Here is a 17,041-nt window from a genome sequence, read left to right on the forward strand (position 1 = left end):
TATTAACAAAAATTGAATATTTTAAAGATAAAAATGGGAGGAGATAGAAAATGGCCAATATTAAAAACCGTTCCGAGATTTTATTCGTGTATGATATCACTGATGCAAATCCCAATGGGGATCCTGTAGATGAGAACAAGCCCAGGGTGGATGAAGAGACTGGAGTAAATATCGTCACCGATGTGAGGTTAAAAAGGACCGTGAGAGATTATTTGCACGATTATAAAAATCAGGATATTTTTATACTGGAATTAAGAGACGACAAAGGAAATTTGAAGACGAAGGAAGATAGGCTGGCGGAATTCAAAGATAACACTGATTTGATTAAAAAATGCATAGATGTGAGATTATTTGGAGCTACAACAGCAGTAAAAGATAAAACCATGACATTGACCGGCCCGGTGCAATTTAAATACGGGAGGTCTTTGCACAGGGTAGATATGACTTATGTCAAGGGCACTACTGTTATGCCTTCAAAAGAAGGCAATAAGCAGGGCACCTTCACCGAAAGGTACATACTCCCCTATTCCCTTATAGCCTTTTACGGTATAGTAAATGAAAATGCCGCCGCAGCACAAGGCATAGACCTTTCCGAAGAAGACGTATCCCTTCTTCTTGAAGGCATATGGAACGGCACAAAAAACCTCATGTCAAATTCCAAAACGGGACAAATGCCCCGGCTCCTGCTGCAGGTGGTTTACAAAGAAAAGAATTTCCACATGGGGGAACTGGACAAAAGAATAAGATTTGTAAGTGACAAAAACGACGAGGAAATTAGGGATATAAAAGACGGAAGGCTGGATATCACGGAACTTATAAAAGCCCTGAAACTCCATAAAGACGCCATCGAGCGGATAAACTATAAAGCGGATGAAAGACTTACTCTGATTCTGGAGGGAAAGGAAATCTGCCTGAAAGAGGCACTATCCGGTTTTATTGCTAATGAACTTTCATTTTAGAGGGGAATGAATGATGAAGACACTGGTATTTGACGTATATGGGGATTTTGGCCATTTCAAAAAATTTTATACGACATCATCCCCTCTCACCTTTGCTTTTCCCCCGCCTCCTACAGTGAGGGGGATGTTGGGTGCTATAATAGGGGTAGACAAAAACGACTATCTCGATGTACTGTCGCATGATAAGTGCAAAATTGCCGTCAGAATTCTTTCGCCGGTGAAAAAAATCCGCATGGGGCTAAATCACATAAATACGAAAGGGAATTACTGGATTCCGGCAAAAAAAGGGTCTCATGAGGCCAGAACCCAGATACGCACCGAGTTCTTGAAAAATCCTGCCTACAGGCTTTACGTCTGCCACGAAGATGACCAGATTCAAAACCGCTTTGTGGAAAATATTCGATCCCACAAAACAGTATATACGCTGTCCCTTGGGCTCAGCGAACTTTTAGCGGATTTTAAGTTCGTGGGGCTTAGTGAGTTTACCGAAAGAAAAAACGGGGAAGGCCATATAACCACCGTAATTCCAATGAGTGTTATAGATGAATACGGTATAACCTTTGAGAAAGACAAAAAGTACTTCAAAGAAAAAATAGCGATGGAAATGACCCGGGACCGCGTTGTGGAAAGATATGAGGACGTGATCTTCGAAGTCCAGGGTAAAACAATTTATGCCCGCACTAACATTTACTGGGAGGACGAAAAAGGTGAACGCATCATCTTCTTCTAACCTTTATTCCCACCCGGAAAAAGCCTTGGAAGAACATATGATAAATGTGGCAGATATAGCACAGCAAAACCTGAGGCAAAGTCCAGCCAATTTTCCCGGCCAAATAACCAGGGACAGGTTGTTTAGGTTGATAAAGACATGCGGCCTGCTCCATGACCTGGGGAAAGCCACCGGCTTTTTCCAGAGGTACCTTTTTGCCTCTGAAGAAGAAAAGAAAAATCTCAAGTCTATGGAAGAAACCCATCATGGGCTTCTCTCGGCAGTAGCATGTTTTTTTGCGGCCAATGCCGAATTCGAGCAGGATGAAGATTTAAAAGGCGATGACAGGAGTTTTTTGTCCTTCATCGCCTTTTTGACCGTTAAAAGGCATCACGGCAATCTGGAAGATATAGTGGATGAGGCCGTGTTAAATGATAAAGAACAGGTGCTCATGGCACAGATAGAAAGTATCGATGAGAAAAAGCTTACTATCTTAAATACGGCTCTTAAACAAAACGGTTTAAAGCAGGATATAACTGTAGAAAATTTGAAAAAATGGGTAATGAATCTTTCAGGAGAATTGAGGTCTATACGGAGAAAACTCAGAGGTCTTGGGCGCAGTAGAAGATTAGACCCTTACCTTATCACCAACTATCTTTTTTCCCTTCTAATAGATGCCGATAAGAGTGAAGTATCCACAGGTAAAGTGCTGGAAAGAAATGATGCGAACCTTGACTCGTCTATTGTAGATAAATATAAGGAGTCGATGAACTTCAAAGATACATTTTTAAATAAACTGAGGCAGAAAGCCTATAATGAGGTAGTTTACAGTCCTCTGGACCTTGAAAAAAGAGTGTATTCCATAAACCTTCCGACCGGCCTGGGCAAGACTCTGACATCTCTTGCTTTTGCCCTGAAACTCAGAAAGGAGGTCCATGCAAAAAAAGGCTTTTTCCCCCGCATCATTTATTCGCTGCCTTTTCTCAGCATTATTGAGCAAAATGCCGGCGAATTTGAAAAGGTGCTTAAAGCCGGCGGCTTGGATGTGGACACCAGCCTGCTCTTAAAACACCATCACCTGTCTGAATACACCTATAAAAAAGATGATGAAGTGTATGAGCCGGACGATGCCAAGATTCTCATAGAAGGCTGGAATTCGGAAATCATAGTTACCACATTTGTCCAGCTGTTTCATGCACTATTATCCAACAAAAACAAAAACCTTCGAAAATTTCACCGGCTCTCGGGCAGCATCATCATACTGGATGAAGTTCAGTCCATACCATTTAAATACTGGCTGCTGGTGAGGGAAATTCTGAAAACATTGATTGAACAGATGGATTCCTATGTGGTTTTTGTGACTGCTACAGAACCCATGATTTTTTCGAGAGAAGAAGTTTTTCCACTGACAGACAGAAAGAAATACTTTAATGTTATGGACAGAGTGGTAATAAAACCAGAGATAACACGCGATATAAGTGTAGAAGAATTTGCCGAAAGCATTGAAATAAATGACGGTAGAAGTTATCTGTTTATTTTGAATACCATCAGGTCTGCGAAAACTTTTTATAATTTGCTGAAGCAAAAGGCAGGAGAAAAAGAAGTGGCGTTTCTCTCCACCCATGTGGTCCCCTTTGAGCGGCTCAGGCGTATAGAAAAGATGCGCGACGGCAGAGTCAGCATTGCTGTTACGACCCAGCTGGTGGAGGCGGGAGTCGACATAGACTTTAATGTGGTATACAGAGACCTGGCGCCCCTTGACTCCATAAACCAGTCTGCCGGGCGCTGCAACCGCAACTGGGGGAAAAAGGGTGAAGTAATCGTGGTATCCCTGAAAGATGAAAAAAGATTGTACTCATCTTACATATACGACGATGTACTGCTGGACATGACCCGACGCATATTGCAGAAAAAAGAGATCATAGAGGAAAAAGATTTTCTTGAATTAATCGAATCGTATTACAGAGAAATGCAGGATAAAAAATCCAGTGACAGGTCCCGTGAACTTCTTTCGGCAGTTTACAGCATGAAATATACCAGCGTAGATGAAACTCCATGCATTTCGGATTTTAAATTGATTGATGAGGATTATCCCAAACTGGATGTCTTTATAGAACTGAACGATGAAGCGGAGGAAATATGGCAGGATTATATCAGGATAAAGGAAATAAAAAACATCATCAAGAGAAGGCTGGCTTTCAGCCAAATAAAAGCCGATTTTTATAAATACACCGTATCAATTCCTATGAATGTGGCAAACTTACCTCCGGAAGTGGCGAATTTTCGTTATGTCAATAGGAATTCTCTGAAAGATTATTATGATGAAGATACAGGTTTTAGATGTGAAGGGGTGACGGCCCTGTGGTAAAACTCATAACAGGGACCCTCATACAGAGCTATAATATTTGCAAAAGGCAGACATGGCTTATGGCCCACCAGATCATACCCGATCAAGATCACCCGTATATAGAAATGGGCCGGCTCATAGATGAGGAAAGCTATGACAGAGATAAGAAAAAAATAAACTTTGAAAATGTGGTCCTCGATCTAGTGAGATCCGATGAAGGAGATATAATAGTGGGCGAAGTCAAAAAAAGCTCCAGAGCAGAGGAAAGTGCCAGGATGCAGCTTGCATTTTATTTATACAAGCTCAAGGAAAGCGGGGTTAATGCCCGGGGTGTTCTGCTTTTTCCCGAAGAGCGAAAGAGAATAATGGTGGAACTTACGCCAGAGCTTGAAAATGAGCTGGAGCAAATCTTTAAAGATATCGAAAGGGTCATATTTCAGGCAACACCGCCTCCTTTTAAGAAGATAGGTTACTGTAAAAATTGTGGATACAAGGAGTTTTGCTGGTCATGAAAAAGCCGATTTACATATTTTCCAGCGGAGAACTTAAAAGAAAGGACAATACCATATATTTTGAAAACGAAGAAGGCCAGAAATTCATTCCGGTGGAAAACACCAGTGAAATATTTGTCTTTGGCGAAGTGAATGTCAATAAAAGATTTCTGGAATTCATAACCCAGGCCGAGATAATTCTCCACTTTTTCAATCATCATGACTATTATGTCGGGTCTTACTACCCCAGAGAACATCTCAACTCTGGCTTTATGATATTAAAGCAGGCTGAACATTACCTGGATGCCGGCAAAAGGCAAAAATTAGCATCCGAGTTTGTTATGGGGGCATCCAAAAACATACAACATGTACTCAGATATTATTCCAACAGGGGCAAGAATTTAGCTGAAGTTGAAAATGGAATAAAAAATCTGGAACAAAAAATCTATGCCTGCTCAGATGTGGAAGAATTGATGGCTATAGAAGGCAACACCCGGGATTACTATTACAAGGCCTTTGACTATATCCTGGAAAAACCTGAGTTCACTTTCGGGCAAAGGACCAGGCGGCCACCTCAGAACAATCTCAATACACTCATAAGCTTTGGCAATTCAATGATATATACCATAGTATTGAGTGAAATTTATAAAACCCACCTGGATCCCAGGATAGGTTATCTCCATGCAACCAACTTCCGCCGATTCACCCTCAACCTTGACATAGCGGAAATATTTAAACCCATTATAATTGACAGAGTAATTTTCACCTTGATTGGTAGAAATATGATAACAAAAGATGATTTTGAAAAAAGCACAGCAGGTATAGTTCTCAAAGAAAATGCAAGAAAAACCTTTGTGGAAGAACTGGAAAATAAATTGAAAACCACCTTCAACCACAGGACTCTCGGTAAAAACGTTTCCTACCGCCGCCTGATAAGGCTAGAGCTTTACAAACTGGAAAAGCACCTGATGGGTGAAGAAGAGTATAAACCGTACGTTGCCAGCTGGTGAAATAAAAATATCTTTGACAAAGAAGCGAGCACGGATAACCATTGCGCAATGCCTTTTATATGTCATCGTTCGCGAAGCGGGCAAGGCCGAAAAACAATGGATTTCGTGGAGCCAAAATAATGTTTATAATTTTAGTATACGATGTAGGAGAAAAAAGAGTTGGGAAAGTTCTTAAAATATGTAGAAAATATTTGAACTGGGTTCAGAATTCCGTTCTTGAAGGCGAAATATCTGATGCAGGATTTAAAAAGTTGAAACTTGAACTCAAACGAGCTATCAACGATCAAGAGGATTCGGTTATTTTCTACATACTTCGGACCACAAAATACTCATCAAGAGAGACAATGGGTATCAAAAAAGGCGGAGATGAAATGATTATTTAAAAAAATTAATGTCGTCGACCTCCGGTAATGTAAAAACATCCGGACTTCGACGACATTACATTATTATATACATTAAGCCTTCCAAGCCTTTATTTTTATGGAAAGAGATGATATAATTTAATTAATAGTTGACCTTCCATATATTGATTCGACATGTATAATACTATAGATATCCCACAATTTTCGCCTATTTGGATTGGTTTTTAGCCTCCCTACGAGGAATTGAAACAAGGAGTTCGCAAGGTTGCATCATAATTTGAGGCTGGGTTTTTAGCCTCCCTACGAGGAATTGAAACTGCGGTTTGTTCCTGTAATTCCGGTTGTTCTTTGAGTTTTTAGCCTCCCTACGAGGAATTGAAACGGTTTTGCCTTCTATATATCTTGCACGGATTAGATATGTTTTTAGCCTCCCTACGAGGAATTGAAACCAGAATCGCTCTGTGGTGAGTTCCTGGCATCCAGGGTTTTTAGCCTCCCTACGAGGAATTGAAACTTCTTAACAATGCAAATCACCTCCTACATTCATGCGGTTTTTAGCCTCCCTACGAGGAATTGAAACGTTGTTGTATGTTTCGTTGTATCCAACAATATTTTTGGTTTTTAGCCTCCCTACGAGGAATTGAAACAAAAATCCGGCGTGCCGCTGGAAAGCTTTTTCCATTGGTTTTTAGCCTCCCTACGAGGAATTGAAACACTTTTTGCCCTTCAATGCTTATAAGACGCTTCATGGTTTTTAGCCTCCCTACGAGGAATTGAAACATGTCGATGCTATGTTGTTTGATGAATTCCCGAAATGTTTTTAGCCTCCCTACGAGGAATTGAAACCTGCTCAGACCTCCTTTAAAGGGCACCATTAAAGGGCGTTTTTAGCCTCCCTACGAGGAATTGAAACTCTTTTTGTTCGGTTTCATATTTTCGGCCACAGTTGCGTTTTTAGCCTCCCTACGAGGAATTGAAACCGGAAAACGGCCCATTGCGGTATGAATTTCCGGAGAGTTTTTAGCCTCCCTACGAGGAATTGAAACAGGACCTTGTGGACAAATACATCGCCAAGATCCACGTTTTTAGCCTCCCTACGAGGAATTGAAACCTTCCTGGAGAGGGGTCGGTTCATTCCCAGGCCGTTTGGTTTTTAGCCTCCCTACGAGGAATTGAAACTATTTAAGTAATGTATACCAAAATTCCAGTGGATGAGTTTTTAGCCTCCCTACGAGGAATTGAAACTATCATCTCCTGGTGGGCATGCTTTGAAACATTTTGGTTTTTAGCCTCCCTACGAGGAATTGAAACTTTATTTTGGGTGCTCATTATTTGGCAGATTTTGCAGTTTTTAGCCTCCCTACGAGGAATTGAAACTTTTAAAAAATTTTTTAAGCTATCTTCAGAGGTCTCCGTTTTTAGCCTCCCTACGAGGAATTGAAACGGGCGCCGTAGGGCGATACTTCCAGCAGTATGCCCTGTTTTTAGCCTCCCTACGAGGAATTGAAACGAAGGAGAAGAAAAAGACATCGAGTTTTTCGAGTCCGTTTTTAGCCTCCCTACGAGGAATTGAAACTTCAGGAAAAAGAGTATCAAAAGTATACTGCTGAAGTTTTTAGCCTCCCTACGAGGAATTGAAACAGTGCGTTTTGGATTTGCTCAATTTGGTCTGGTTCGAGTTTTTAGCCTCCCTACGAGGAATTGAAACGTATATGCAAGTAGATATTCTTTTACCCATGCCGGATGTTTTTAGCCTCCCTACGAGGAATTGAAACTGTTTTACTCCCCTCTCTGTATTTGCTTTATTTATCTATGTTTTTAGCCTCCCTACGAGGAATTGAAACATCTATCTTCCAATGAGGTATATTGTTTCTCAAGTAGTTTTTAGCCTCCCTACGAGGAATTGAAACTCCAGGTCGGTATCTGCGAATCCTACTCCGGAGCCAGTTTTTAGCCTCCCTACGAGGAATTGAAACAAGTGATAGAAAAATTTAAAAAGCTCATGCCAGGGGTTTTTAGCCTCCCTACGAGGAATTGAAACTGGGACTGCTCGTCAGTCAGCACTATCAGGCGGTCATAGTTTTTAGCCTCCCTACGAGGAATTGAAACAAGAAGGGCTTCGGCCATTCTATTCCGGCCAAACCGTTTTTAGCCTCCCTACGAGGAATTGAAACGAACGCTCTGCGCTGGGGTTTTTCGGCATTGTAGGGTTTTTAGCCTCCCTACGAGGAATTGAAACATAAAAGATGATAGCCTGGCAACATTTAATCATCTCCGTTTTTAGCCTCCCTACGAGGAATTGAAACTCCCCTGCATGCCAAGCCACTTCATTATCGGGAATAGTTTTTAGCCTCCCTACGAGGAATTGAAACATTCCGATACTCAACCTGTTCCCTGGGCCGTTTCTGTTTTTAGCCTCCCTACGAGGAATTGAAACCTGAAAAAATGCGTTGTAATATTCATCCGTTAATTCGTTTTTAGCCTCCCTACGAGGAATTGAAACGAACTTCACCGCCGGTGGCAAATGTGAAGTATACTCCGGTTTTTAGCCTCCCTACGAGGAATTGAAACAGGGTGCCGATGCCGAAGCCCACGCAATATATCTTCGTTTTTAGCCTCCCTACGAGGAATTGAAACACCGCCTCCCTCCTTTGGGCCGCCCGCTTGAATGCGTTTTTAGCCTCCCTACGAGGAATTGAAACGCATGTCCTTTTCCAGGGCATAAATAATTTCCGGTGTGCGTTTTTAGCCTCCCTACGAGGAATTGAAACTGCTTCCTTCTCGAGATAGTCGGCTGCGGCTTCCTGAGTTTTTAGCCTCCCTACGAGGAATTGAAACTCGGGCTGATTCTTACTCAAAACGAGGAAACTGTCGGTTTTTAGCCTCCCTACGAGGAATTGAAACATTAATCCGGGGTCTGGATTTGGAATATGTAGGAAGTTTTTAGCCTCCCTACGAGGAATTGAAACTGCTCTTTGACAACTTTTTCCCCTCCTTCAGCTTTCGTTTTTAGCCTCCCTACGAGGAATTGAAACGAAGAACTGGCAAATGATTCATTTATAAAAAATGAAGTTTTTAGCCTCCCTACGAGGAATTGAAACATATAATCCCTGGCTCCGCCCAGATTGGGAATTCCGTTTTTAGCCTCCCTACGAGGAATTGAAACGAGCTTGCCGAGGTCCGCAAACTCCGGAATGATTGTGTAGTTTTTAGCCTCCCTACGAGGAATTGAAACACTGTAATAATATCCCCGAAGTCCACATATTTAGTTTCGTTTTTAGCCTCCCTACGAGGAATTGAAACTTTATAAAAAATGAAAAGGAGAATGGGAAAATGAAAAGGTTTTTAGCCTCCCTACGAGGAATTGAAACTTTTATCCAGCGCCGACACGTGTACGAGAATCGTGCGTTTTTAGCCTCCCTACGAGGAATTGAAACATTAAATCGAAATGCAGAAGATAGAAGGCCGATGCTTGTTTTTAGCCTCCCTACGAGGAATTGAAACGCTTCGGGATATGTTCTTTCCTTTGCGCCCTCGGGTTTTTAGCCTCCCTACGAGGAATTGAAACAGAACAGGAGTTATGGACCGCTCAAGACGCAGAAAAGTTTTTAGCCTCCCTACGAGGAATTGAAACGGGCAACACCGGCATCGAGGAATTTTTGAACCTTATGTTTTTAGCCTCCCTACGAGGAATTGAAACCAATTAAGACCTTATATCTTCCCAGGCCAATTCCAGGTTTTTAGCCTCCCTACGAGGAATTGAAACGGATATTTCCGATGCTATAAGCATCATTTTCCGCCGGTTTTTAGCCTCCCTACGAGGAATTGAAACAGAACAGGAGTTATGGACCGCTCAAGACGCAGAAAAGTTTTTAGCCTCCCTACGAGGAATTGAAACGGGCAACACCGGCATCGAGGAATTTTTGAACCTTATGTTTTTAGCCTCCCTACGAGGAATTGAAACTGCACTGGTGGATATACGGGCAAGAAAAAATACCCGAGTTTTTAGCCTCCCTACGAGGAATTGAAACATCCTGGAGCCGGAACTAAAAAAAGCAGGATTCAATCCGTTTTTAGCCTCCCTACGAGGAATTGAAACTCTTCAAACCATCTAATTCTCCGCCGTATTGTCTTGGTTTTTAGCCTCCCTACGAGGAATTGAAACAAAAGGAACCGGAGGGATTAAAACGTTTAAGCCTGGGTTTTTAGCCTCCCTACGAGGAATTGAAACATACATTGCAGAATCAGGTAAATGCCGGAGCTGGAACGTTTTTAGCCTCCCTACGAGGAATTGAAACTCCTTTTCCCTGAAAGTTCGAAGATGCCTGCTTTTGTTTTTAGCCTCCCTACGAGGAATTGAAACTATCAAATCACAATTAATAGCACTGCATTTCAGTATGTTTTTAGCCTCCCTACGAGGAATTGAAACTCTCAATACCGATGCGGTCATAACGGCTCTGACCATAGGTTTTTAGCCTCCCTACGAGGAATTGAAACCCTTTTCCGCCAACTTCTTTTATTTCCCGGCAACAGTTTTTAGCCTCCCTACGAGGAATTGAAACAACCTTATGCCGAATACGTACCGGATTTGTTCCAATGTTTTTAGCCTCCCTACGAGGAATTGAAACGATTCCGCATAGAAATCACCGAAAATACTATCACCGTTTTTAGCCTCCCTACGAGGAATTGAAACCCCGAGCGCTGCTGGAACTCACGAAATACCAAAAATGGTTTTTAGCCTCCCTACGAGGAATTGAAACATTAGCGTGCACACATTCCACAGCACCATCGTCCACGTTTTTAGCCTCCCTACGAGGAATTGAAACGGGGCGAGAAGGTCCACAGTTTCCAGAACGAACAGGGTTTTTAGCCTCCCTACGAGGAATTGAAACAGCGGCCCGGAAACGAGCCGACCCCTCTCCAGGAAGGTTTTTAGCCTCCCTACGAGGAATTGAAACTGAAACTGCAAGTCGTTAAAAACAGCCCTGAACAACGTTTTTAGCCTCCCTACGAGGAATTGAAACTAGAATTCGCACCTTTTCTCCCATGCCCGCTGTTCGTTTTTAGCCTCCCTACGAGGAATTGAAACACAGTCGACGCAATCCAGTGATATTTCCCCCATATCCGTTTTTAGCCTCCCTACGAGGAATTGAAACCTGCTTCCTTTGCTGTCGATACAACAGTTTACCGTCCGTTTTTAGCCTCCCTACGAGGAATTGAAACAGCAGGTAATTGATAAACTTGTTGATTATTTGCTGGGTTTTTAGCCTCCCTACGAGGAATTGAAACATACTTTTTCCTGGCAAAAATCGAATTTTAGAAATTGTTTTTAGCCTCCCTACGAGGAATTGAAACATTCTGCAATAGGTGCTGATGCCGAAGCCCACGCAAGTTTTTAGCCTCCCTACGAGGAATTGAAACCAAAGACCAGCCCATCGGCACAAAGACCGAATACAGTTTTTAGCCTCCCTACGAGGAATTGAAACTTTTTGAAGCTATTTTTGCTCTTTCTCCTGGACGAGCGTTTTTAGCCTCCCTACGAGGAATTGAAACACTTACTTCACCTCCTAAATTTTTATATTTCCCTGGGTTTTTAGCCTCCCTACGAGGAATTGAAACTCTTTTCCAATCCGAATGTCCGTCCCAGGTCCCGAAGTTTTTAGCCTCCCTACGAGGAATTGAAACAATTCGCTTTTCCTTCTTTGATTTTGCGGCTCGGGGCGTTTTTAGCCTCCCTACGAGGAATTGAAACTTTTAATAAAGTGCATCTTTGAGGCAGGATTCGAAAAAGTTTTTAGCCTCCCTACGAGGAATTGAAACCTGTATATCCGATTCTGGAAACCTTTTCCATTCCTCCGTTTTTAGCCTCCCTACGAGGAATTGAAACTGGCGTCTATTTGGTTATTGACGGCATCGAGTATAAGTTTTTAGCCTCCCTACGAGGAATTGAAACTCTGGATCAACGGTCGGTTTTTTCTATTTTCGGGAATGTTTTTAGCCTCCCTACGAGGAATTGAAACGCTCGTCCAGGAGAAAGAGCAAAAATAGCTTCAAAAAGTTTTTAGCCTCCCTACGAGGAATTGAAACCAAATGAGGAACTCGAAAGGTACGAAAGGTTAATACCGTTTTTAGCCTCCCTACGAGGAATTGAAACCAAGTCTCATGCCAGTTATTTTTTTCGACGTCATTTGTTTTTAGCCTCCCTACGAGGAATTGAAACTATCTAGCATAGGCTTGCAGAAATATCCTTTTTTTCGTTTTTAGCCTCCCTACGAGGAATTGAAACCACAAAAACCCGACGCCAAAACTCTGGATACCAAGCGTTTTTAGCCTCCCTACGAGGAATTGAAACTAATTTGTAAAACTATAACTGCTAGAAATCCCCATGGTTTTTAGCCTCCCTACGAGGAATTGAAACAGAGCCTTGCAAAAAATCTTTCAAAAAATTTTTATTGCGTTTTTAGCCTCCCTACGAGGAATTGAAACCAACGTGTAGGTATTTTAGAAAAACAATACACTTCACTGTTTTTAGCCTCCCTACGAGGAATTGAAACTTTCTTTCAGTGCAGACTTGTCCCCAGCCAAATATGTTTTTAGCCTCCCTACGAGGAATTGAAACCGTTGAAATTATCCAGATCCGTATCTGCGAATCCGGTTTTTAGCCTCCCTACGAGGAATTGAAACATCGCCGCCTGTATCGCCGCCGTATCATCCGTCACTGTTTTTAGCCTCCCTACGAGGAATTGAAACTGTTGATAAAAAAATAAGGGAGGAATAAAAATTGAGTTTTTAGCCTCCCTACGAGGAATTGAAACTCTGTATCCGCATTATAAACTTTTTCGACAGAAATTAGTTTTTAGCCTCCCTACGAGGAATTGAAACATGCAATGCAAAATGTAAAGGGGGTATGAGGATATGGTTTTTAGCCTCCCTACGAGGAATTGAAACCCTCCTTTTGTACAATCAAAGATGAACGATTAAGAGTTTTTAGCCTCCCTACGAGGAATTGAAACTATCCGTACACAAAAGATACATATGGCACTATAGTGTTTTTAGCCTCCCTACGAGGAATTGAAACCCTCCTTTTGTACAATCAAAGATGAACGATTAAGAGTTTTTAGCCTCCCTACGAGGAATTGAAACTAACATGCTCTTGATATACTATAGTGCCATATGTATGTTTTTAGCCTCCCTACGAGGAATTGAAACCAATGCAACACATCGATAGTTTTGAATTCGGCCACTGGGTTTTTAGCCTCCCTACGAGGAATTGAAACAATGCGACATTGTTAGACTGACTTTATGTAAATCACCTGTTTTTAGCCTCCCTACGAGGAATTGAAACATTGAAAGAAAAAATGAAAAGGAGGATTTTAAAAATGGTTTTTAGCCTCCCTACGAGGAATTGAAACAATGTGTTTGATGCAATAAACGTATCAAATAGTCCTCCCGTTTTTAGCCTCCCTACGAGGAATTGAAACCAACGCCGGGAATAACTTCTCCTGTATTTTTCGATATCGTTTTTAGCCTCCCTACGAGGAATTGAAACCGGAGTTGGTCGATCCGTCCCATTTAACTGTAGCCCCGTTTTTAGCCTCCCTACGAGGAATTGAAACATTTCCCCACATCTTTCTTAAACTGCTCCCATCCTGTTTTTAGCCTCCCTACGAGGAATTGAAACTGTACTTACATTTAATTCTCGCCCCCTTGTCAGAAGTTTTTAGCCTCCCTACGAGGAATTGAAACGCTTTTCAATTTTCATCGATTCTTCTCTCCTTTTTCGTTTTTAGCCTCCCTACGAGGAATTGAAACGTGTCGAGGGCTTTTTTAAGCTCTTCGACTTCCTTTTGTTTTTAGCCTCCCTACGAGGAATTGAAACAAACATCAAAACAATTTTGAATATCGATTGCATTATTCGTTTTTAGCCTCCCTACGAGGAATTGAAACTCATTATTCTAGGAATTATTATCATTACTATTGCGGGTTTTTAGCCTCCCTACGAGGAATTGAAACATTTCAACACCACCAAGGTCGGCCTGGAACGGATGGGTTTTTAGCCTCCCTACGAGGAATTGAAACTTTGAATATTCAGAATTCGACTCCCTGGCCTGGTATACGTTTTTAGCCTCCCTACGAGGAATTGAAACAAGTATTTGAAAAAAGGTATATTGTCTACATATGAAAAGTTTTTAGCCTCCCTACGAGGAATTGAAACAACAAGCCGGTTTTTTTCAAGAAGGCAGGAAAGCTCGTTTTTAGCCTCCCTACGAGGAATTGAAACGTTGGCTCTGGTAGAAGTACCGAAGCCGAAGGAGAAAAGTTTTTAGCCTCCCTACGAGGAATTGAAACGCAAGTTACTACTGTTTCCTCGTTTTGAGTGAGAATGTTTTTAGCCTCCCTACGAGGAATTGAAACCCAGTTCCAGAAACTTCATATCTCATATTGCGATTACGTTTTTAGCCTCCCTACGAGGAATTGAAACGGAGTAGGACCTTTTAATGACATGTCGAGTGTCAGTTTTTAGCCTCCCTACGAGGAATTGAAACATTACCAGTTTGCTTGAAGCACTTCAGTCACAGCAGGCGTTTTTAGCCTCCCTACGAGGAATTGAAACTGTCATGGTTTTTTGGTAAAAAATTTGTATTTTACTTGTTTTTAGCCTCCCTACGAGGAATTGAAACTCGGGGCCGGAGCCGGAATCCTGATATACTCTCTTTTTTCGTTTTTAGCCTCCCTACGAGGAATTGAAACAGTGAAATACGAATTTCCGACATTGAAAAAGAGCTTGTTTTTAGCCTCCCTACGAGGAATTGAAACTATGAGACAGGTTACAACGGACACCCCGAATTTCCCCGTTTTTAGCCTCCCTACGAGGAATTGAAACTGTAAAGACAAGATAAGGGCTTGCAGGATGCCCTAGTTTTTAGCCTCCCTACGAGGAATTGAAACCTGGGCTTATGGAATGTGCGAAATGCGGGAGTAAACGTTTTTAGCCTCCCTACGAGGAATTGAAACTGCGTAAAAAATCCGGCCTGTCGTCCGTCGTCGCCGAGTTTTTAGCCTCCCTACGAGGAATTGAAACCCCAGCAGCGTTCCGTAGGCCCGCTTCCAATCCTGGTTTTTAGCCTCCCTACGAGGAATTGAAACATTGTTCAGAGCATCTTATACTACTTGAACAACCTTCCGTTTTTAGCCTCCCTACGAGGAATTGAAACGGTTTCGGAAAATTTGACTTTCCTGGCCGTAGAGTTTGTTTTTAGCCTCCCTACGAGGAATTGAAACTTTTATTGCGCAAGAGAAATGTCGATATAATATTCCGTTTTTAGCCTCCCTACGAGGAATTGAAACCAGGTCTAATGATGATAGAACAGAAGGCTGGAAAGAGTTTTTAGCCTCCCTACGAGGAATTGAAACTCGACGTGCGGGGAGAATTTGCCTGGCAAAATATAGGTTTTTAGCCTCCCTACGAGGAATTGAAACTTTCGCATCGCTTTTGCCTGACTCTGCCAAGCCCCGCGTTTTTAGCCTCCCTACGAGGAATTGAAACCAAAATACAGGTTCGATGTATCCCCCAAGTCTTAGCGTTTTTAGCCTCCCTACGAGGAATTGAAACGGTGAACCGTGGACCTCTGGAGCTTTCCGACACCCGGTTTTTAGCCTCCCTACGAGGAATTGAAACCCGCCAGGGCCTTCTGGAAGACCAGCGCACTTACAGTTTTTAGCCTCCCTACGAGGAATTGAAACGCATACAAATTTTTTATAACTGCCATACAATCTTGGTTTTTAGCCTCCCTACGAGGAATTGAAACAGCCAATCCATGATCACTTTTCTGCCGTGCAAGATACGTTTTTAGCCTCCCTACGAGGAATTGAAACCATCACAACGCCTCTGCTTAGCTTTGCTCCGCTCATGTTTTTAGCCTCCCTACGAGGAATTGAAACACAAAATGTATATTTTGTTATATTCGGGGATACGCAGTTTTTAGCCTCCCTACGAGGAATTGAAACTTTTCCCTTATTTTTGCTCAAAAAAGAATCTAACAATGTTTTTAGCCTCCCTACGAGGAATTGAAACTTCTTTCAAACTGCTCTTGCAATTCCTCCGGCAAAGTTTTTAGCCTCCCTACGAGGAATTGAAATATCTTTCAAATGTAATATAATTCTGGTTCCGAAACGTGTTTTTAGCCTCCCTACGAGGAATTGAAGTATCTGTAATCCCTATAATCAGGCCGCAATGGAATAGTTTTTAGCCTCTCTACGAGGAATTGAAATCTTCTTCCGGCTGTTCTGGAATCCGCTTTTCTAGTTCGTTTTTAGCCTCCCTACGAGGAATTGAAACCCTTTGTGCCCCGCTCCGCCATATCCACATCGCCGGGTTTTTAGCCTCCCTACGAGGAATTGAAACCTAATAAAAATAAAAAGGGAGATGAATATATGTTGCTAGGATGCCTATAAGGATTTGAAACTAAGATCCCTTATTCCTTGGCTTAATGTCATACCTTGTTGTTAGGATACCTATAAGGATTTAAAACATAAGCTCGGAAGGATGGTTTACATGGTTTACCAGCTATATGATAATAGATAAATTAAAGAGCCTTATAGCTCTTTTTTCATGCATGAAATAAAAAAGGCCTTACGGCCTATCCTGGATGCCCAGATGCTCTTTTAGAGCTGCCTGAAGCACCTGAGAAAAGTTTATATTCGCTTTTTCCGCTTTTGCATTTAGCCAACTTGGTATGGTGAGGGTTTTTTTAACGGCACGGTTGTCATTCTCTTTGCGGTAAAAATCGGTATCTACGTCAATGAGATTAACAAAACTATTAGCAGCATGTGGTATATCTTTTATATTGCTTGGCAATGGAATTGGTTCTGATTTATCTTCTGCATCACAGAGCCACATAGATATAGCATCACGTGCCATATCTATAGCATCTGCCAAGCTATCGCCGCAAGTAAAGCAACCCGGCAAATCAGGAACCTCTACACTGTAACCATTGCCGTCAGGTGTAAAGATTGCAGGATATACATATTTCATAATGATTCTCCTTTCCTTTATAATATCCGAAAGAGGGCTTATTTCAGCCCTGCAGCTTTCAGCATGTTATGTAGTGTACCTATCGGGATATCTTTTTTATTATGCATATACAAGTCTTTGATAATCTT

At 41.9% G+C, this 17,041-nt stretch carries 7 protein-coding genes and 1 CRISPR repeat array; of the genes, 6 read left to right on the forward strand and 1 reads right to left on the reverse strand.

Translation table 11 applies throughout. The features are described 5' to 3' along the window. Window positions 1-50 precede the first annotated feature (50 nt). The 6 genes from cas7b to cas2 all read left to right on the forward strand — a co-directional run bounded on the left by cas7b (window position 51) and on the right by cas2 (window position 5,899). The gene (gene cas7b / locus D2962_RS00795) at window positions 51-959 is read left to right on the forward strand and encodes a type I-B CRISPR-associated protein Cas7/Csh2 (protein ID WP_122013822.1); all 909 of its coding nucleotides are present in this window, start codon (window positions 51-53) and stop codon (window positions 957-959) included. 10 nt (window positions 960-969) lie between these two features. Next, window positions 970-1,689, forward strand: coding sequence for a type I-B CRISPR-associated protein Cas5b (gene cas5b / locus D2962_RS00800; RefSeq protein ID WP_222927611.1), 720 nt, complete (start codon window positions 970-972; stop codon window positions 1,687-1,689). Beyond that, on the forward strand, window positions 1,667-4,036 hold the full coding sequence (gene cas3 / locus D2962_RS00805) for a CRISPR-associated helicase Cas3' (protein WP_222927612.1): 2,370 nt from the start codon (window positions 1,667-1,669) through the stop codon (window positions 4,034-4,036). The genes cas5b and cas3 overlap by 23 nt, the downstream gene beginning before the upstream one ends. 59 nt (window positions 4,037-4,095) lie before the next feature. Continuing rightward, window positions 4,096-4,527 (forward strand): CRISPR-associated protein Cas4, encoded by a 432-nt coding sequence (gene cas4 / locus D2962_RS00810; protein WP_425456609.1) that lies wholly within the window; start codon window positions 4,096-4,098, stop codon window positions 4,525-4,527. Next, the gene (gene cas1b / locus D2962_RS00815) at window positions 4,524-5,516 is read left to right on the forward strand and encodes a type I-B CRISPR-associated endonuclease Cas1b (RefSeq protein ID WP_122013826.1); all 993 of its coding nucleotides are present in this window, start codon (window positions 4,524-4,526) and stop codon (window positions 5,514-5,516) included. Before cas4 ends, cas1b begins: the two co-directional genes overlap by 4 nt. 119 nt (window positions 5,517-5,635) lie before the next feature. Then, window positions 5,636-5,899, forward strand: a complete 264-nt coding sequence (cas2, locus tag D2962_RS00820) for a CRISPR-associated endonuclease Cas2 (protein WP_122013827.1) — start codon at window positions 5,636-5,638, stop codon at window positions 5,897-5,899. Between the two features lie 199 nt (window positions 5,900-6,098). Further along, window positions 6,099-16,283: a CRISPR direct-repeat array (repeat unit 30 nt; unit sequence GTTTTTAGCCTCCCTACGAGGAATTGAAAC). A 228-nt stretch (window positions 16,284-16,511) separates the two neighbouring features. Here the strand turns inward: cas2 and D2962_RS00825 are convergent. Next, the gene (locus D2962_RS00825; RefSeq protein ID WP_122013828.1) at window positions 16,512-16,913 is read right to left on the reverse strand and encodes a type II toxin-antitoxin system HicB family antitoxin; all 402 of its coding nucleotides are present in this window, start codon (window positions 16,911-16,913) and stop codon (window positions 16,512-16,514) included. Between the last annotated feature and the right edge of the window lie 128 nt (window positions 16,914-17,041).

Origin of the sequence: Biomaibacter acetigenes, from assembly GCF_003691585.1 — a bacterium.
Taxonomy (GTDB): Bacteria; Bacillota; Thermosediminibacteria; order Thermosediminibacterales; family Tepidanaerobacteraceae; genus Biomaibacter; species Biomaibacter acetigenes.

Excerpts from the sequence above, each read along its gene's own strand:
- cas5b (WP_222927611.1), top strand. The coding sequence starts at position 970 with ATGATGAAGACACTGGTATTTGACGTATATGGGGATTTTGGCCATTTC.
- cas1b (WP_122013826.1), top strand. The coding sequence starts at position 4,524 with ATGAAAAAGCCGATTTACATATTTTCCAGCGGAGAACTTAAAAGAAAG.
- D2962_RS00825 (WP_122013828.1), bottom strand. The coding sequence starts at position 16,913 with ATGAAATATGTATATCCTGCAATCTTTACACCTGACGGCAATGGTTAC.
- cas4 (WP_425456609.1), top strand. The coding sequence starts at position 4,096 with ATGGCCCACCAGATCATACCCGATCAAGATCACCCGTATATAGAAATG.
- cas2 (WP_122013827.1), top strand. The coding sequence starts at position 5,636 with ATGTTTATAATTTTAGTATACGATGTAGGAGAAAAAAGAGTTGGGAAA.
- cas7b (WP_122013822.1), top strand. The coding sequence starts at position 51 with ATGGCCAATATTAAAAACCGTTCCGAGATTTTATTCGTGTATGATATC.